This window comes from Herbaspirillum frisingense GSF30 (genome assembly GCF_000300975.2).
GTDB classification, from domain to species: domain Bacteria; phylum Pseudomonadota; class Gammaproteobacteria; order Burkholderiales; family Burkholderiaceae_D; genus Herbaspirillum; species Herbaspirillum frisingense.
The window spans coordinates 14,625-33,260 of sequence record NZ_AEEC02000036.1 but is presented as its reverse complement, the minus strand read 5'-3'; the positions used below and the strand labels follow the sequence as shown (position 1 = coordinate 33,260).

At 52.5% G+C, this 18,636-nt stretch carries 14 protein-coding genes and 1 pseudogene; 8 read left to right on the top strand and 7 right to left on the bottom strand.

Annotated elements, in window-relative coordinates:
* Positions 1–147 precede the first annotated feature (147 nt).
* The 4 genes from HFRIS_RS19980 (at position 148) to HFRIS_RS19965 (ending at position 2,554) form a co-directional block, all read left to right on the top strand.
* Entirely contained in the window at positions 148–468 is a 321-nt protein-coding gene (locus HFRIS_RS19980; protein WP_006713285.1) for a helix-turn-helix domain-containing protein, read from the top strand.
* Complete coding sequence (locus HFRIS_RS19975) at positions 465–1,328, top strand: ImmA/IrrE family metallo-endopeptidase (protein ID WP_039876617.1); 864 nt, start codon at positions 465–467, stop codon at positions 1,326–1,328. The genes HFRIS_RS19980 and HFRIS_RS19975 overlap by 4 nt, the downstream gene beginning before the upstream one ends.
* A gap of 416 nt (positions 1,329–1,744) precedes the next feature.
* Positions 1,745–2,068 (top strand): helix-turn-helix domain-containing protein, encoded by a 324-nt coding sequence (locus HFRIS_RS25040; protein WP_006713282.1) that lies wholly within the window; start codon positions 1,745–1,747, stop codon positions 2,066–2,068.
* Between the two features lie 186 nt (positions 2,069–2,254).
* Entirely contained in the window at positions 2,255–2,554 is a 300-nt protein-coding gene (locus HFRIS_RS19965) for a cyclic-phosphate processing receiver domain-containing protein (protein ID WP_006713281.1), read from the top strand.
* Between the two features lie 324 nt (positions 2,555–2,878).
* Here the strand turns inward: HFRIS_RS19965 and HFRIS_RS19960 are convergent, their stop codons facing one another.
* The 4 genes and pseudogenes from HFRIS_RS19960 to HFRIS_RS26065 all read right to left on the bottom strand — a co-directional run.
* Positions 2,879–3,778, bottom strand: a complete 900-nt coding sequence (locus tag HFRIS_RS19960) for a plasmid partitioning protein RepB C-terminal domain-containing protein (RefSeq protein ID WP_006713280.1) — start codon at positions 3,776–3,778, stop codon at positions 2,879–2,881.
* Entirely contained in the window at positions 3,775–4,692 is a 918-nt protein-coding gene (locus HFRIS_RS25035) for a plasmid partitioning protein RepB C-terminal domain-containing protein (protein WP_006713279.1), read from the bottom strand. The genes HFRIS_RS19960 and HFRIS_RS25035 overlap by 4 nt, the downstream gene beginning before the upstream one ends.
* Before the next feature lie 9 nt (positions 4,693–4,701).
* Entirely contained in the window at positions 4,702–6,255 is a 1,554-nt protein-coding gene (locus tag HFRIS_RS19955; RefSeq protein ID WP_006713278.1) for a recombinase family protein, read from the bottom strand.
* 477 nt (positions 6,256–6,732) lie between these two features.
* Positions 6,733–7,164 (bottom strand): annotated as a pseudogene (locus HFRIS_RS26065) (DDE-type integrase/transposase/recombinase); the annotation flags it as partial.
* 532 nt (positions 7,165–7,696) lie between these two features.
* On the opposite strand from HFRIS_RS26065, the gene HFRIS_RS19945 reads away from it, so the two are divergent.
* The 4 genes from HFRIS_RS19945 (at position 7,697) to HFRIS_RS19930 (ending at position 14,401) form a co-directional block, all read left to right on the top strand.
* Positions 7,697–9,133 carry a hypothetical protein gene (locus HFRIS_RS19945; RefSeq protein ID WP_006713275.1) on the top strand — a complete coding sequence of 479 codons (1,437 nt, stop codon included), beginning with the start codon at positions 7,697–7,699 and terminating at the stop codon, positions 9,131–9,133.
* On the top strand, positions 9,120–11,054 hold the full coding sequence (locus tag HFRIS_RS19940) for a phospholipase D-like domain-containing protein (protein WP_006713274.1): 1,935 nt from the start codon (positions 9,120–9,122) through the stop codon (positions 11,052–11,054). The genes HFRIS_RS19945 and HFRIS_RS19940 overlap by 14 nt, the downstream gene beginning before the upstream one ends.
* Positions 11,044–13,737, top strand: a complete 2,694-nt coding sequence (locus tag HFRIS_RS19935; RefSeq protein WP_039876611.1) for a DEAD/DEAH box helicase family protein — start codon at positions 11,044–11,046, stop codon at positions 13,735–13,737. The genes HFRIS_RS19940 and HFRIS_RS19935 overlap by 11 nt, the downstream gene beginning before the upstream one ends.
* A gap of 406 nt (positions 13,738–14,143) precedes the next feature.
* Positions 14,144–14,401 (top strand): hypothetical protein, encoded by a 258-nt coding sequence (locus tag HFRIS_RS19930; RefSeq protein WP_006713271.1) that lies wholly within the window; start codon positions 14,144–14,146, stop codon positions 14,399–14,401.
* Between the two features lie 128 nt (positions 14,402–14,529).
* On the opposite strand, the gene HFRIS_RS25020 is transcribed toward HFRIS_RS19930, so the two are convergent.
* Genes HFRIS_RS25020 through HFRIS_RS25335 form a run of 3 tightly spaced genes read right to left on the bottom strand, consistent with a single transcriptional unit; the run spans position 14,530 to position 18,633 of the window.
* A complete protein-coding gene (locus HFRIS_RS25020) occupies positions 14,530–14,955 on the bottom strand; it encodes a hypothetical protein (protein ID WP_081626888.1) in 426 nt (141 codons plus the stop codon).
* Positions 14,936–16,894: a hypothetical protein gene (locus tag HFRIS_RS25715; RefSeq protein ID WP_209443033.1), complete on the bottom strand. Its 1,959-nt coding sequence runs from the start codon at positions 16,892–16,894 to the stop codon at positions 14,936–14,938. The genes HFRIS_RS25020 and HFRIS_RS25715 overlap by 20 nt, the downstream gene beginning before the upstream one ends.
* Before the next feature lie 23 nt (positions 16,895–16,917).
* Positions 16,918–18,633 (bottom strand): site-specific integrase, encoded by a 1,716-nt coding sequence (locus HFRIS_RS25335; RefSeq protein ID WP_152486725.1) that lies wholly within the window; start codon positions 18,631–18,633, stop codon positions 16,918–16,920.
* Positions 18,634–18,636 lie beyond the last annotated feature (3 nt).

The window sequence follows — 18,636 nt, the reverse complement described above, 5'->3', positions numbered from 1 at the left end:
CTCTTGCATAGACTTCCTGCAATGCCATCATCAAAAGTTCGGAACTCCGATACTTTTCAGTCTCGCATTATTTTTCACGGAACGTCAAGATAAAAAGTTCGGAATCGTGGTATAATGCGCTTATGTTTCACTAGGAGGATTCCGTCCATGCCCAACCAATTGGGGGAAAAGCTTCGTGCTTTACGCAAGGAAAAGAAGCTGACCCTTGATCAGCTGGCCGCTCAGGCCAAGCTAAGCAAGAGTTATCTCTGGGAACTTGAAAACAGAGAGTCACAGCGCCCATCCGCAGAAAAACTGACTGCTCTGGCGGACGTGCTAGGAGTAAGCACTGCTTATTTTTTAGAAGATGACGTACGCCAGCCTGAAGAAAAACATCTTGATGAAGCCTTTTTCCGGGGCTATCAAAACCTTGATCCAACAGGAAAAGAGCAGTTAAGAAAAATCTTAGAGACGTTTAAGAAATCGTGAGCTTGGACACTTCAACGCCCCAGAGAGCGGCGATTCAGTTATACAAAATCATTGATGCCTACAGTGCCGCCACCGGAACCTCTCCGTTTCCAATCGATGTGAAGCAGTTGGCACTGAACATCGCCGAGCAGTTCAAATGGCCCGATCCGATTGTAGAAGTGATGCCTGCAAATATCCAAAAATTTGAGGGAGCACTCTTTTCTAACGACAGGGGCGATAAATGGATGCTTGCCTACAATGATAAGCTTGCTTCTCCTGGCCGTATTCGCTTCACTATGGCGCACGAACTCGGCCACTACGTGCTGCATCGTTTAAAACGTGCAAAATTTGAGTGCGGACAGAAGGACGTCCTCAACGGGCTTGCCGATGAAAAGAACATCGAAGCGCAAGCGGACCAGTTTGCATCCTATCTTTTGATGCCACTGGATGACTACCGCAAGCAAATTACTACGATGGTGGATTTTGATCTGCTAGGAAAATGCGCCGCTCGGTATGACGTGTCGCTCACTGCTGCTGCGCTCAAGTGGATCAATTTCACGGAAGAAAAAGCTGTCCTGATCAGTCACAATGACGGATTTATCAATTGGGCATGGTCAAGCCTGTCCGCTCGCGAAGCTGGTGCCTTTTTTAAGACTAGCCAAAGCCCAATTGAAATTCCGTCGGGATCTGTGGCAGCAGAAGAGTCTCTAAAGCATGAGCGCTTGGGTGTACAGATCCCTTTGAGCACCTGGTGGCCAAATGCGGAAGAAGAATCGCAGATTCGAGAAATGAAAATCTCCGCGGATCAGTATGGAAACATACTGACTCTTCTAGTATTACCTCGACTGGCGAAAGCCTGGCCAAAATGGCGCCCCCGTTAAGCGGTCGTTAGTGTGAACGAGCAAGCGTTCGCTCACACTCCATTCACCTAGAGAAATGGTGTTGTAGATCCCGGGATCGAGTATCCTTGATCGCCTTGGCCCAGTCTGCGAACTGCTCCAATGACTCAACGTCAGTCGCTACTTCGTTCAATTGACGCTTCGGCCTTACCGCCTTCCACCGAACGACTAACCTTCCCTCTGTCGTCATATAGATAAACTGCACAGATCTGGTGACCCCACCATTTCCTATGTAAGTGGAATGCGGCCGAATATCGGTAACGTTCATATCATCTCTCATCCTGCGTAAGACGCACAGAATCCACCTGCACGTGGTCAATAGCAATGTAAGACCAAGAAGGCCGCAATACTAAGGAAGTCTTAATACATCGTCAAGTGCATCCTAAGAAACTCTTAGGATGACATCGCGGCAAAACACCTCAGATCCTTTTCCAAAACGCCTTAAGAAGGCAAGGCTCGCTGCCGGCTATACTCAATTTGCTTTGGGTGTCGCTGCAGGAATCGATGAATACAGTGCCAGCCCCAGAATTAACCAGTACGAACGCGGTGTTCATAGCCCTGATAAGAACATGGCAGGCCGCCTAGCAGATGTTTTGGGCGTCCCTCTGAGCTATCTACTAGAGCCTGATGAGAATTTGGCCGAGTTCATCTTGCTGGCAGGAAGACTTGGAAGCGAAGACCTATTGAGGCTAACGATCTATTTAAAAGAAGCACTTGAATAGTGTGTGCGTATTTCAGTGATTGTGGACACTTCTAGTTCAATCGACTTGGATAGCTGAAAGGCTCAAAAATTACTTAGCGCCGACGACTTATCGCTATAAGATGTCCGCTATCGGCCAGAAGCTGCCCTCACTAGAACGGGGACCCCGCGCGATACAATCCCTTTAGGAAAAATACAGAAAACATCTATGCGAGTGTTTTTAGACGATGAGCGGGCAACTCCAGTTGGCTGGGTTCGAACCTACTGGCCGGAGGAAACTATTGCCTTGCTCGAAGCTGGAGGTGTCGTCGAGATCAGTCTTGATCATGATCTAGGCGATGACGAACATGGGACCGGCTACGACGTCATCGTGTGGATAGAGGAGGCTGTTGCAACAAGAAACTTCACGCCCCCGATCATCAAAGTGCATTCCGCTAATCCATCCGCACGTGAAAAGATGCGTGCTGGAATCAGGGCAATCGAAAACCTCGTGCAACGCCTAAAATAAGCCCGCAACCGGCCAGAAGCGGATATCGTCCGTCCCCAAAGAGCGCCCGAGCAGGCCTTTTATTAAACCAGATGGTCTCATCTGGAGACCGCGCACCTATCCGTACCAAGCTCTAGCAGAACCGCTTTCATGGCCGAAGGTGCATCGAGCGATTTGCCGCTGGCAGGAGAGGTCGTTTCAAGGTGCCCCTGCGGAACCAAGCCGGAGTGCTATTAGGGTTGCCTTCTTCCATGCGCGAAGGCGTCGAGGGCAAGTCTGATGCCGAGAGCGGCGACGGGCCCGCTATCTATGTCTCTGCTTATTCCGACTATCATCCTCCATCTTCTACTCCTGACTGATACCACGACCATCTGCCGCGATGGCATCAAGCGTCGCGCTAACGCTTGAAAGCAAATCTGGATGGTGCCGCTGAAGATGCAGACGGATATTTTCGTTGCGAAGAAGACGATTGATAAAACCTTTGGCCACGACAAGGGAAAGCATCGTGTCTCCAATCGTATCCTCTACAGCAAGACTGTCATGTTGCAGCCGTTCCATCTCGGCTTCCATACGAGTAATGTCCTCGGGTGAAATGTTCTTACCGACCTGGCTTTTCGCTTTTTCTAGCAACCCTTCTGGCCGCGTAGTCACGAGTATCATGTCCGCATAACTTTTCGCGAACTTATTTGCCGCTATCATCATTTCTGCAGCTTCGATTTGCCGTATGGGTTTCATTTTTCTGAGTACCCTGAAGACTTCAGGTGAGACTTGTCTATCCCTAAGAAGTCTGGCAGCCTCTGGTGCAATTCCATCGAGTAAATGCGCTTTCTCCCGTACTTTTTTGACGTCTATAGCCAAAACCTTTGCGATTCTTTCCTCGGAGGCTCCCTTCGCTAGCGCTGCTCGAATCATCCGGTATTCCTGAACTGAGGCAATCCGATTTATTTGCTTATTGTAAGTAAAGCTCTCGTCATCCAGTGCAACCATACAGCGAACGGTGCTCTGGCCAAGTGATTTCAACGCTTCCAGCCTGAGTCTTCCATCTAGAAGATCAAAATAGTCTGGTTGTCCTTGGGAAGGATGTACCGCTAGTGGTTCGATGATGCCAAGCTCTTTCACTGAACTTAAAATGCTTCTAAATTTCGGGGTCAAAAGAACTTGCTTCTTAAGTGGTACCAACACGCGAATTTTGTTAACTTCCAAATCTAAGATAGCGCGGTCAAAGCAGTGTTTGATATGGCTCATGGCAGCAGATCTCCTGGTAGACGCCTAGCAATGACTTCTGGAATGTCGTTTACCTGTTCAGCACGAAGAAGAGTTCGAAAGTGTTCGTCAGATAAAAAATGTCGTATTGCTGAAATGATGAGTAGAAGGCGTTCTTCTTGAACACGAGCCTTTTGAATGTTCAGTTGCTGCCGACGGACTTCGGTTTTATATATCCGGAGCAGCTTCTGTGGTGTCGGACTATCTTGATCTCTCTTGCGCTTGGGATACGCCGATTTTCCTAGCGCTTCTCGCTTGCTGATTATTTTTCTAACGACAAGAAGCTCGTCACCTTTTAGCGTGCCGTCTTCATATGCATCCATCAGCGCCTTCTGCACCCCGTCGTTAGACGCACGCGAAATTTCGACGGCAAGCCAGACCGGTACTTGAGACTTTTCAACTGCGCGCAGAAGCCTTTGTTCGCCGTTATCGAGGAGATGGAGAATACTGCGAACATAGCTTGTCTCTAGATTTGTTTTGATAGCAATCTGCTCTGTACTGTATCCTTTTTGTCGTAGCACGAGAATGCCGCTGAGCAGTTCCTCGGTAGTGTGCCTTCGCCTAGCGATATTTTCGGTGAGCGAGATTAGGAAACGATCTATTTCAGGTGCGGCCACGATGCAGCAAGGTATCTCAGTCTCGCCAAGGTGTTTCAATGCCTCAAATCTGCCCTGCCCGCACAGGACTTCGTACCACTCACCTGTTGCGTCTTTTCCCCCTATGGCGACGGTAACAGGGCGTTTTAATCCTAGTACCGAAATGTTCTCAACAAGTCGAGAAAAAATGAGTGGATTTCTGCTGCGCGGATTCAAAATCCGAATACGGTCGGCGGGGATAAGCGAAATTTGTTTGGACGCGTCTAGATGTTCCGAATGAAGCTCTCGAGGATTTGCCATATTTCTCTCTTAAAGCGCTATTCGGCGCGCTAAATAGGTAAGCATGGAGAGGTCATCATAGCGGTACGCATCGAACCCATTTTCATTCGCCTCCCCAAGTCGGAGCTTTTGAGAAAAGAGGTCTATATGGGGAAGGAGATAATAGTCTCGGATCGAGCATGCATCCTCGCTCATCCGGACTGCAATAGTGATTTCAGCTCGTACTAAATTGTCGAATCGTAAGACCCATCTGTTGCCGCCGTTAGTCAGACTGCGGCAACGACATAGCACAAGTGCTGCACTAAACTCCCTGTTGATCCACAGTAGATCGGATTTCTGGTCTTGTTCAGCCGTTGCTCCAACCGCATGTATCGCGGTAATCGCCGCGGAGACGATTTTTGGATGAGCTTCCCGGAGCTTTTTGTTTATTTCAAGATAGCGATAGTCCCGCCCAGGATCGTAACCAATAAGAGTATATGTTCTAATGAGGCTACCGAAACGGCTGGCGAATGCGCTGCTAGACGGGCATCCATTAGATTCGTCAATGATTATTCCTGAGAGCCGTCCGTGTTGATGCAATAATCGTTTCAGAGCAGCCAGCATTTCATCGTCAGTAAGCCGATAAGAGCGGGCCAAAATGATCTGACGTGCTGCATTGAAAATGAGGCGGTCTACAACAGCAGAAAAGGCACCCTCAGCGCGGGCCCAAGCAGCTGGTGGATTGTGAACACGCTCCAACTTAAGCTTGAACGATGTACGGTTCCAGACGTTATCCCCTACATACTTCTCATTAATCAAAATCTGATGAACCGTGCCACGAGTCCATGGTGTCCCACGGTCTGTTAGCTTTCCCTGACCGTTAAGGTTGGCAGCAATTTCAGCCTCGCTCAAACCGTCTTCGACAAATGCGTTGTAAATCCATCGAACTGTTTCCGTCTCGTCTTCGGGTCCTGGTACTAGGATTACCCGGTCTGTTTGAATAGATTTATGTTGGCCAGCCTGCAGTATTCCTTTGTGGTTCCCAGTGTGATCAATCAGCATTCTTCTGAGGCCATATCCAGCAGCGCCGCCTTGTCGAACACCGAGTTGGATCAGCCGTAGCTGCCCTGCATGAACCTTTACACTTAATTCGCGGCTGTACTCTCCTGCCATTGTTCGTTTGACATTCTTGATGATGCTAGAAACGGCACTCCCGTCATTTTCAAATTGTTCTGCACAATACAGAACTCGAACACCGGCTTGCTTACAACGAATCTCGTAGCTAGCGCTCTCATCTGGATCCTGAAAACGCCCCCATCGGCTGACGTCGTAGACTAAAATAACTCCGAATTCAGCGAATCCAGACTCTACGTCATTCAAAAGTGACTTTAACTGGTCACGACCTTCTAGTCGTAATCCACTTTTACCCGCATCGGTGTAGACCTTAGTAATTTCAAGGTTTCGTGACAGAGCGAACGCCGTTATTACATCGAGTTGATTTTCGGTCGAATATTGCTGGTGCTCAGTGGACATACGTACATACGCAGCAGCGCGCTGCTGAGTTAATTTGTCCTGGGTGCGATTTGCGGGTCTGTTTGTAGACATCGCCTTCACCTCATCTAAAGCATCTGCGCTACGACCTAACCTCCTATGGATTGGGATCAATATACTTTCGCCGAGGTGAAATATGTTGCGAGAAGAACGCAAAAAATTGCGGAATGAACCTCCCAAAAATTTAACAGCTCATGAGTATGCGATAGCGATTGAGGTCGCGCTCAAGCGAGAGATTGGGGCATCTCGGCATGCGGTGAAGACGCTTTGCAAGCTTACAAACGCAAGCGAGAGGACTGTGCAGAACTGGTTGGCCGGTGTGAGAGGGCCGAGCGCTGTGCATCTGATATTGTTAGCGCAAAATTTTTCTTCCGTCCGATCTACGATCATGTTTCTTTCTGGACAGGAAGGACAGTATGCCGTTGGATCAGAAATAATCGTTGACCTCTTATTTGAGGCCATTGCGCTACTTACTCAGCAGTAGGGTTTAGCCTCCTAGAAATGAGCCAAGTTTGGAGTGCCCCCCTCGGACTAGACAAGGATTGAGCGAGAACTAAGCCGCTTGCTGAGCGAGTTGTGCTTCGAAATGATTAGGTGATTGATAGCCCAGTACAGAGTGCGTGCGCCGCTCGTTATAGATCTCTCCGATGAGTATGGCGGTCTCGCCGCCACGTCGTCGAATTGCTCATAGCCGGCCAGATAAACTTCTTCGACCTTGATCGTCTTCATGAAGCTCTCCTCGTGCGCGTTGTGATACGGATTAGCTGGCGCACTCATCGATCCTATCAAACCAAATTTTTCCAGAAAGTCCCGGTACAAGGCGCTGGCATATTGGCACCCGCGATCCGTATGGTGAATGCACATGCCGCGCGCCGGTTTGCGAATTTTGTAGGCAGCTTTCAGCGCTGCCAGAGCCGAAGGTGTGTTGATATGCTTGGATAAAGCATAACCAATTACCTTGCGACTGCAAGCATCTGGCTACTTATCCAGGTTTCGAGCTTAGTCCATTCCCGCGAGATTCTTCTTCAGGCTAAGATGTCCGCTATCGGCCGAGGCTGTGTAAAAACGTAAAACATTGGAAAATTCATGGATAGGGACACCCCTTCCCGACATCGAGAAAATTGAATGTAGGCGTGTCTAAGAGGTCGATTTTTCGATTGATTAAGAATTCCTACGTTTTTACACAGCCTCGGCCGGAAGTGGACTTGGCAGTCCCTAGCGTCACCACGCTGGCCGATGGCATGTCACGGTTGCGCTGAGCAGTTGGACTGCCAGCTTGCGGAGATTATGGTATGCGTCCATGGATAAAGGCAACCAGCAGGAGAAAACAACATCGCCTCTGCCTTGCCCGCCGACTGCGACATGCTTTGTCGCAGTCGGCGAACAGGATCAGGTTATCGCCAGGCGTACGAACAATGACGGCGCACCGTGACATTGCCATGGCTTCGCGGAGGACGCGGGGACCGCACACGCACGACACACTATCGATAGGGGAATGATGAGGGCATTCAACGACTGGCAGTCGCTTCTTACCGAATATGACGACAGTGTCAGCAGCGACATGAACGTGGACCCGCTAGGCATGCTGGTGATCTGGTCGGCCTATGGACAGAAGATCTTCAGGAACCGCATCAGCTCGATCTCCAATGATGTGCGCAATTTTACGATCAACCTGTTCAACCACGCCGTCATCCGGCAGGTGATGGAAGACGACGATATCGCGCTAGCCGCAGCGCTGCTCAGGGAAAAGGACTACGCCGGGTATGGCAAGCAGGCCCTGCCCTTCCGGCAGGCTTGCTTGGTCTATCTCGAAAACCTGTATGCCTTTTCGATGGTCGCGGCGGAAGCCCGACCAATCCCCGGCCTTGCCACTGGCGGCGTGCTGGGTATCGCCAAGGCACGGCGCGACTGGCGCGCACACGATAACAATCCTGAACTGTTGTTCAGCCATCGGAAAGAGGCACATGTCCTGGTGCGCCAGCATTCCCTGGGCATAAGCGGTCGGTACAAGACACCGTTGGTGCAGATGGGCTTCTTCGATCATCGCTACGATAGCCGGGCCGCTAATTGCCAGGCACTGTGGGATAAGGTCGAGACGATGCTGTTCGGACGCTGGCCTGCGCTGGCCGCGTTGAAGAAGATGGCGGTCATGCATCTGAAGGAGGTCGTCGCCACGCCCAATGCGCCGCCCAGGATCAGGCTCGACGCCATCCCGCGCGCCTTGCGCAACTCGTTCGTCGCCACCTTCCGCTCGCCGCAGGCGGTAGGCCAGCATGCGCGCGATTTCTGGCTGGAAGTCAGCGAACTCAATCGCGGTGCGGCCGGCGCCCTCTATGCAGTGCTCCAACAAGAATGGCGGGTGGACGGTACAAGCGATGCAGGCCGAAAGCCGGCGGAAATCTTCGCCGAAGCCCGTAAGATGCCCGGATTCGGCGCCGCCGCGCAGGCACAGCTGGAACACGTCATGCTTTTGGAACCGCTGCTGGGAGAACTCGACCTGCTGATGACGATCATGTTATCCGCGAAGTCGCAGACACTGGACGACGTCGAACGCCAGTGGCGGCACGCCGGCCGTAATGCACAGACCCTTCAGAGGATCTCCGCCCCGGTCGCAGCCAATGCCGCGATGCTGGCGGAGGCGTCCGGGACCACGGCTGCGCGCTTGAGGAAGTTGCTGGCCCTGGCCGGGGAGGTCACGCTGCACGACCAAGTCCGGCATTTGCTGACCTATCACGAAGAAGTCATGCAGGCACGCAGGCAGTCACCCTGGCTGCGCCTGAGCGCCCGGCAAGAACTGAAGAGCGATGTCGGCGTGCGTACCGTTCCCGACCAGGTCGCCCCGCCCGGGACACGCTGGGTGCATCGTTATTACTTGCCGCAATTCAGAGTCTTGCTGGCCGGCTTGAGAGGGGAAGAGCATGAAGCTGCTTGAGCAATTGCGCGAACAGGTAGCGAGCCTGGGAGAAATCAGGCGCGCGTGGTTCACCAGCTTCAACCTGAATATCCCCTTCTTCGAGACGCATCTGCTGTCGGCGCTGCTTGGCACGGACACCCCGGCTAATCGGCTCGATTATGAAAATATGCAATGGATGCTGGCCGATAGCAAAATGGATGCCAGGATCTTCTGCGACGCACGCATGCTGGAAGCTGACCAGCTCAAGCGCACAGCCATCCCGATCCATGGCATCCTGCCGCAGCGCCTTGGGCGCAAGGTGTTCCAGTCCAAATCGATCTTCCATCCCAAGGTGATCCTGCTGGAAGATAAACAAGGACGCATGGTGCTCGGCGCCGGCAGCGCCAATCTCAGCGTTGATGGCTGGGGACGCAACCAGGAGGTATTCCGGTTCCTGCCAGTGTGCACCAGCCAACAGCGCGACCAGATCGCGGCATTCTTTTCGCCCCTGTCGGAGGCCGCAGGCCTCGGACCATTCGAAAAATTCAAAGCCATTTATCACGGCGAGGATGACGCATGGCGCTTCGTGCACAGTTTCCAGGACAAGGTCTTCTTGCAGCAGCTCACGGCAGGCCTGACGGTACAGCGGCTGTCGGTGTGGTCGCCCTATTTCTCGCGCGACCTGCCGGCACTGCTGGACAAATTGCGCCCGGTCGTGGGCGAGCAGGCGGTTTTTTCGCTGGTGCCTGATCGCCGCGAAAATCACTACGTGCCGACCCGATGGACACCCAGGATCGCCGAGCTGCAGGAGCCGTCGGATCGACAGGATCAGCAGGAGGTCCTGAGTTTCCATGCCCGGCCCACCGCCCGTGACGCGCGCACCGACTTCACGCATGCCAAGATCTGGCTGGCGTCATCGGGCAAGCAAGCGCGCATGGCGGTAGGCTCCTGGAACTTCACCGGCCGTGGCTGCGCCAGCCTGGACTGCCGCAATATCGAGGCCGGCATCGTGTTCGACGTCAACGCCCGCACTGATATCACCGGTGCAAGGGAGCTGCTGCAGTCCGATGCCTTCAGCGATAACGCTGCACTCGACGCCGACGCGCTGGACCTGCAGGACTACCCTCTGCCGTTCGATCTTTTCGTAGTGTACGACTGGGAGAAATGCGCCTATGCCATCACCGGCAAGTGCGATCGGCGTTTCGATGCCGGCGTCTATACTTTGCGCCTGCCGGGCGTAAGCAAGCGCCAATCGCTGTACAGCATGACCAACCTGCGCGGCGATACGATTCCCCTGGCTGCGCTGGCGCTGGAGCCTGATGACGATGGCGTACTGCTGGCCGACCACAGCTATGAAGTCTGGCAAGGCGGCGAGATGCGATACCGCGGTCTGATTCAGGAAGTCAATGTCAAGTACCGGCGCGGGCAGGGTTATGACTCGCTCAAAGACTTGCTCAACGACCTCGTTGATGGTGCCGATCCGGAGCGCAGCAGCAACACCCGCTTGCGCGAAGCGCTGCGGCATCAACCGGTTCCGGGTGAGGAGGAAACATGGGTCCCGCCCGCCGTCGATAGCCAGGGCATGAGCTATTTCCGGCTGTTCCATGCCTTTGCACAGTTTCGCGCCAGGCTGGCTGCCCCCAGCCGCGCGGCACTGGAGCACATGCTGTTCGTGTCCCCTGGTTGCCTGCAGGAGCTGGTTAGCAAAGTCGATGAACAGATCAAGCAAGACGGCAATGCCGTCTTCAACTGGTTCCTGCTGCAGGAAACCCATGCGTTGTATCGCGCCGCCTGCGCGGCCTATGACGCCACGCGCGAAAAATACCAGTCCAAGGCGCCCCCAGACAACTACCGCTGGCGCAGCCTGTGGCTGGATCCCCATTCGGTGCGCTTGCCGCGCGAACTCGGCCGAAAACCGACCATGAAACAGATACTGGACGTATGCAATTATGAAGCGTGATCAATGGGGTGGCCTGACACCGGAACAGGTAGCGCGGACCATGAGTTTTCAGCGTGACGACCCAAGCTGGACCTACCATAAGGACGACCGAACCATGCAGGCCCGCCAGGCGGAAGGAGTGGCCGGCCTGTGGAACAAGCTGGCCCAGCATGACGCTGCCCTGCTGGCCGATGAGGTCGGCACCGGCAAGACCCTGCAGGTCCTCGGTGTCATGGCCATGCTGTGGCGGATGAAGCCAGGGGCGCGCGTGCTCGTCATGGCGCCAAACCGGGAAATCTGCCGGCACTGGCAGCGCGAATACGAGCAGTTCGTCGCTAGCCACTACAGACAGTCGGACAATCGGGTACGACGCACCGATAACGGCGCTCCCGTCCATGCGGCCTTACTGGCGCCGCGCCTGGCCGATCTGGCCGACGCCTGTGTAAACCAGGAGAGCCGCTTCTTCCTCACCACCATCCATACCTTGAGCCATCTGCTGGGCAGCGAGCACGAACCGGGAAACAGTGACGCCGATCGTCCCGGGGCGGCGGCCGCGGAAGCAAGCAAGCTTCACGACCGGATCAGGGAGGCCTTCGACGGCGAAGGCTTCGACCTCCTGGTCCTGGACGAGGCGCATTACTTCCGCAACAGCCATCGCGGCTCTCTGCGGGCGGCGGCGGCCAAGGCTTTTTTCGGCCAACCACCCGGCCGCCTTGCAAGGCGATCCCTGCTGATGACGGCCACACCCAGCCATGGCTCGATGGCCGACATCACCCGTATCCTGTCACTCGTGGCCGAGGTCGAGGGGGAATCGCCCGAGCATGCCCTGAAAAAATATGCCTTGCGCCGCCTGCGACGCATGCAGGGGCGCGATACCAGCCACGACAAATATAGTTACCGCTGCGAGAAAGTGCTGCCTGTCGATTTCAGCGATCCGCGGGCAGAGATGTTCTTCGCGCTCTACCAGAAGATGCTCGTCGAGCAACAACAGGTGGCCGGCGGACGGCGCTACCTTTACGGTTACCTGGAAGGCTTCGAGTCGTTCAGCGTGGAGGCGGACAAGTCACAGGAGGATGCCCCCGACGACGCTTCCCATCCGGACTACCACGGCGCACCGGATACGCGCATACTGAAACGTCTGTCGCAGATGCTGGGCGGCCTGCCGCCCCATCCCAAGTACGACGAGCTGATACGCGCATGCGTGCCCCAAGATATATTCGCCATTCCCGACGCATCGGACAATGCGCTGCACCAACACAAACACCTGGTCTTCGTCCGCCGGATTCCGTCGGTGCGTGAGATCACTGCACGCGTCAATGCTCGCTACGACGAACAGATGGCGGCCAAAATTATAGCTGCGTGGAAGCTCGCCAAGCCCAAGTCCAAGCTGATTGCCTGGCGCGATACCCGGTGGTCGCGGGCGGCGTTCAACCGCCTTTTCCGTTTCAAGGACCAGGAGCCCAGGGACGGGCTGCCGACGGCAATGGATTCAGCATTGGCGCCTCCGGAAGAAGGTGATCCCGTCGTCTATTCACAAATTGCGCAGCTGTTTGTCGAGAAAGCCTCAGGCGAAGCTCCCACCGACTGCTCACTGTTCCGTTCACGGCTACGCCGCCCGGAAAGCGCATTTTCCCTCTTGCTGGAGCCGGCTAGCGATTACCGCCAGGGGACTTATACCGAACACCATCGCAGGCTTGCAGGCGACCGCGAGCGCGACGAATACCTGTCGGCCACGCTGGCCGCGCGTACCGGCGAAGTGTCCAGTGAGGGGGTAATACCGCTGGTCGGGTTCGCCATGCCCATGCCAACCTTGTGGGGCATGATCGTGGACCTACTGGAACGTAGCAAGGCGCCGCAGCTTGGCTTTCTCGACAAGATCATTGCCAATCCTGCGCTCGCCGAAAGTTTCGGCCAGTATGTCAAACATGGATTCATGTATGCCAGCCCGGTGATCGTCGAGCTGTATTGCTGGTACGTGGAATTTCGCAGTGGGGAAACCCAAGTGGCGAGCGCACAGGAACGTTATCTGGCATTCACCCGGTTTATCCGCCCCAGGCTCGCACAATCACTGGTGCCGGCCTACTTCTGCGCCGCACTGGAAACCTTCGAACAACTGTATCGCCGCGTGCCGGGGGTGATGCGCAAAGAATGGCGCAGCCTGATCGGATTGAGTAGCCCCGGATTTTATGCCAGTGGCGAAGTGAATGACCGGCAGCGCCTGATCATTGGCTTCAACAGCCCCTTCTACCCCAATGTGCTTGCTTCGACCTCCGTGTTGCAGGAAGGTGTGGACCTGCATCTGCAATGCAGCAAGGTCCATCACTATGGCATCGCTTGGACTCCTGGCGACAATGAGCAACGTGTAGGCCGGGTTGACCGTATGTTCGGCAAGGTCAACGCCCATCTGCAGCGCGATGGTCGAGCCGAACTGGCGATCCACTACCCCTATCTGGCGCGTTCTTTCGATGAAGAGCAACTGGCCTCCTTCATCCGGCAAAAGTATGACGTGGAGGACCGCATGGATGCGTGCAAGCAGAAGGAAGTCCATTCCGACATCGACCTGCGCCACGCGACCGATGGCTGGCAGGCCTTCTTGCGGCGTCCAGACACGGGCCGCGGCGTAGCCGACAACGGCGACCCGTATCCGTTTGAGCCAGATGAGCGCCCCAAGAAGGACTATCAGCTGGATCCGCGCGATGGCTGACTTGGGGCTGTCCGACGCGTGGCGTACTTCGTCAGCGACCTGCCCCTGGAAACCTACGAATTCGTCGCATGTGCGTATTTCCGTGATAGAGGACACCTAATTCGGCGACGTGAACGCTTCTAGTTCAGTCGACCTGGACAGCTAAAAGACCAAAAAAACTATTTGGTGCCGATGGTCTACCGCACTAAGATGTCTACAACCGGCCAATAACCGACCTCTGACGGTCCGTTCTGCCCAGCTAATCAAGGTGAGCTTTTACAGGGACCGTAGTCACATAAATGTAAGCACGCTATGATGGTGCTGATCCCTCCGGTCCGACGTCTGCGAGAGCATGCCACCCAGGGGCATGGTTTTCTAGAACCGGTATTTTGTTTGTACAAAACAGTTCTCTATGAAGGAGTTTGCTATGGCAATTACTTCCCTACACAAGCAAGAGTTTGCTCAGGATATACATAGGGCCTTTAGCTCGACCGAGAACGGGCCTGTTTTCATTACTGATCCCGACGGCATGCCAAGTCATGCTCTACTCAGCTACGTTGACTATCAACGTTTACTTGCGCTGAAGCGCAACATTGCTAGCAGCCTAGCGATGCCAAACAATTCGGACGTCGAATTTGAGGCCCCACGCATTAATATCGGTATTCAGTTGCCGGATTTCACCTGATCTTATGACTGAATACTTATGCCACCTACGATCGGAGCGGACGAATCGATAAATCGTGGGCGCCCCACACAAGCTTCTCCGTTCTGGATTACCTTTTTCTAAGCTGCCGCTACGCTAAAGCCATGTATTCATTTGATGGCTACGACATTTGAAGGAAGCATTGTTTCCAAAAATGTCACTTTTTTCGACAACTCTAGAACTCTACTATCTGCTTGGAGTAGAAGTGAGGCCATTCGGTCTCGTTGCTGCTCTAACTCTTTAATTCGGTCTTTCAACCTTCTATCGCTATCGCGATGACTCACCGGTCGCTTCTTTACGAGTAAAGAGGATGGATTTTCGAGAATCCATGCTTGGATTTCTCTAACTAATATCGGATAACGAGATTTCTTTAAAGCAGATGGATCGCAGCCGGCCTCTCTAGCAATATTGTTCTGAGAAATTTTGGCCCCCTTCGCCAAGATTATGGGCCGATTTGCCTTTAATCGGTCAAAAGCTGCGCGAAAGGCTATCTCCGCCTTGGCTAAAGTAGATTTACTATTTTCTTTTAAGGACATTTAGCGCATTCTCCGTAGCTCTCAGCTGTGCCTGAAGTGAGGACCTGAGTGGCGACGCTAGCTCAGCTTTATCTAACTGCATGCTTAAGGTCTGGCGAAGCTTCTGCATCTGCGGCACGCGGGTCTGGTCAAAAAGTGCATCAGTACAGGGCGCTTTCCCATCTCCTCCACCGCATCTTGCGACGTTATCAATCCCGCCATATTCGCAAGGCCCACTCTTTGTACAGCCACCTAATAAAGTCCTTCGCCACGCGACTCGCCCTTCTCGGGCTGCAACAAAGAGCTTTCTCTCGTCACTTTCGGAAACCAGTTTGAGAATACTTTGCTTCCGCTCATCTCCGTAAGGGCTCTGAAACCGATCTGACAGAAGCATTGCTAACTCTCGCCCCATCATCTTGTACATCGTATGGATATACTCAGCCTTAGCGCTACGGTTAAGCACTAGATGAGAATATCCTTGCCCGTAGTAGAGCGAACTAGCGACTGTGTCGTGCTTCAGCTGATACTGCAAAGAAAAGTCTGAGACAAGCCCCGAAGCCTGCATATTTACGCTTCCTGTGCGCCTCAGCTGATGCCAAGCTAGCTTCCATATCTTCCCTATTCCAAAGGCACTTTCGTCGAGAGACGGTGTTATAAGTTTCGCCAGGTTCCAATCTTCTTTCGTAATCCTCAACTCTGACAGATCAAATAATTTTGGATAGTTCTCAACCACCTCCGCATAAGACGGATACATACTTTGCTTTCCCCTCGCCTTAACTCTAATTGCCCACGGTTCGCATGATTGTTGGAATAAATAAATAACATCTCCGGCCGAAACATCACCATAAGACTTTTTGACACGCGTTCTCCATTGAGCAATTGCGGACATAGCATCAATAGCGATTGATACCGAACTAGAAGCAATCCACCGCGCATCATCGTCTCGGACGGTTTTGGTTGTCTCTCCACAAAGCATCGTGATTTGGCCAATTTTTTCATCTTGTTCTATATGGAGACAATCGACACATAATCCCCAAGCCTCCTGCACTCTCATTAGAGACATATTCAATATGTAGGCAAATCCGGCTCGATTTACCAAGGAGAGAAAGTTAGTGAGCGCGAAAAGTGGTAGATATTTCCGATGTGGCGTCTGCTGATACCAACGGATCAACAATTCATAGATACCAAATTTTTTGCTCAACACTTCAAATGCCCCTGCACCATCAGCAATTCGAAGTCTTTTAGGATTGTTTCGAGATCCTGCTAGTGAGCCATATCTGCGCTCATAGATATCTAAGATCGTGTTGTAACAGGCTTCGATCTCGTTCTTATAAGCCAGAAAATCGTCCAATACGGCACGAAGACGCCTTACTTGATAGGCCCAGATACGTGGGGGAATATAGGCTGTCTGCTCAACATCGTTTTCGGGAGGAAACGCCGATACTAGATCCAACAGTCCATTGCGATCCAAAAGGATAAAACCCAGCTGATCACGTTGCTCGTACAGCGCGTGTAATAAAGTGAGTGCTGATTTCTTGGCAGAAGGAGCTATCTCACGAGCAACCTCCTCAATGAGTGCGGGATATCTACTTAAATCTTTAACGTCAATGCCGTGGCGTGTGCTTACGACAAAAAGGATCTTCAGAGCTCGGTGCTGCGATACTAGGGTTGCGGCTGCAAATACACTTCTTGGCCCCCACAGCCACCAGGCAACGACCATGCGGAATACATCGGCATTTTCTGGAGAAACAGCTCCTAGGTTCCCAATAATCGGTCCGTCACCAAAGTTGATGCGTTTAGGAATGTTGGCCCAGACGCTCAAATCCCAAACTGAATCACCATATTTACTCACTACCTCGCCACTAACATCAACGACGACAGGAAAGTCTTTAGGTGGTGGCCAGCTGGGAAGATAGAAATTTATAGAGCTCGGCGTTACGATCGGTGAATCGATGCTCAAACCATATTCAGTTATTGGAAGCTTCAACGTGACACCTCGATTAGCTCAATGAACCCGCCCCACATGGGATGATAGTCAGCTTCTCTCATCCTTTGAAGAGCCGATGTAACCCAAGCATTTCGTACTGGGCCTCCTGTCTCAAAGACCTTTATTTTTTCCGTTACTCGATCTACTACCAAGGAGGCCGGGTGGATAGGATTTCTTTTGGAAGGCGGCCTGTACATTCCCATCTCAAGCGTTTTAAAGCGTCTATACGATACTAGGCACCAAACATGATCAAAACTATCGAGATCGCGTTGATACGAACAAAACATACATCCAGCCGGACTAATACAATCGGGTTCAGGTGCGCCTCGAGGTGAATTTTTGATGACAGATGGTGATGCAAATATGCAGACACCAGGGCCTGGAGATGAAAACGAAAGACTATTCTCTTCAAGAAAAAAATTTGTTATCTCGACCGCCGCAATCTGCGGATCTGGCTGTAAGTAGTTACGAAAGAGAACCTCCTTCGAGCTTTGGGCGATTTCAGCTGTTTCGTCGATACTTCCGAGCCTTCGGGCAAACCAATTGATTCGCACCTTTCGTAGCAACCTTGGAGTAAAAAACTGCGTTCCTAATATTTTAGAAAATCTCCGAACAGCTTTCAGATTTTCGCAGGTGCCTATCAGTGAGCGCTTCGAGCTAGCTTCAGCTGCGATAAAAGGAAACAAAACTAGTTCATCATGTGCAGGAAAAATCTCCTTTATCCAATTAAGATAGCGCTCGAAAAAGGGGCGATATCCTGCATAAATTTCGAATTCAACCTCTCCTTGCTTTCGCTCTTTATATACTCGGCTGACCAAGTATCCATCCGAGTGAGATTGGTAAGAAAATTGGCCTAGGCGTAGGCTCCTAACCTGAGATAAATTCATTCCCGTCTGCGCGATGAAAATGAGCATTTCAGATTGAACCCGCAAATTAATTAGCTGCTTTCTCTCGGCATTTGATGTGTCCCGCTTTGCCACATTTTCAGGATTCAACCTACCTTTTTTTCTTACGGGGACATAATCATCTAACGAAGATGGCAACAGCTCAATCCCACGGAGGCCTGCCCAATGATTGACCACTTGTCCGCCACAGAATTCGATTCTTGCGGGAAGAATTCCGCGCACCTTGCGTACTGTAAGCGCATCACAAATGTCACGAAGCATTCTCCCGAATTCCATCGCTCCCTCAATATTTATTTTCGCGTTTTTTCTCCATGAATTTCGACCGTTGCGTCGATGCCTAGTCTGGCGGGTCAAGCCTACTTCCAAGTCTAGTGCCTCACTAAGAACACCTGACACCACCGCCACTGTGCCATATGCAGTCATCTCGTTAATATCGCCAAGACGAGCTCTTTGACTTAGATGTTCGCTCCATCGAAGAAAATAACGTGTCACATTTTCCAATGTGAGAGCTACCTCTTGCTCATCTGCCCAGGAGTAAAATGTTCGAAGCTTGTCGATTGTTGTCTTTGCTGATATTGGGCTGCGGCCTGCAATAAGTCGGGCATCTATGACATCCGCAATTTTTGTTACGAGAGGCAATCGGCTTAAATCGAGAGCACCAACCATTGCCCCCATATCTGCCGTAAGAATAGTGCGCTTAACTGCGGCCCCACCTGGATACAAAAGTCGATCATAGTCATATGACCAAGATTTGAAAGCCACCGTTCGCGAAGCACCTCCGGACCCGCATTCACTGGTCTCGCTCATGAC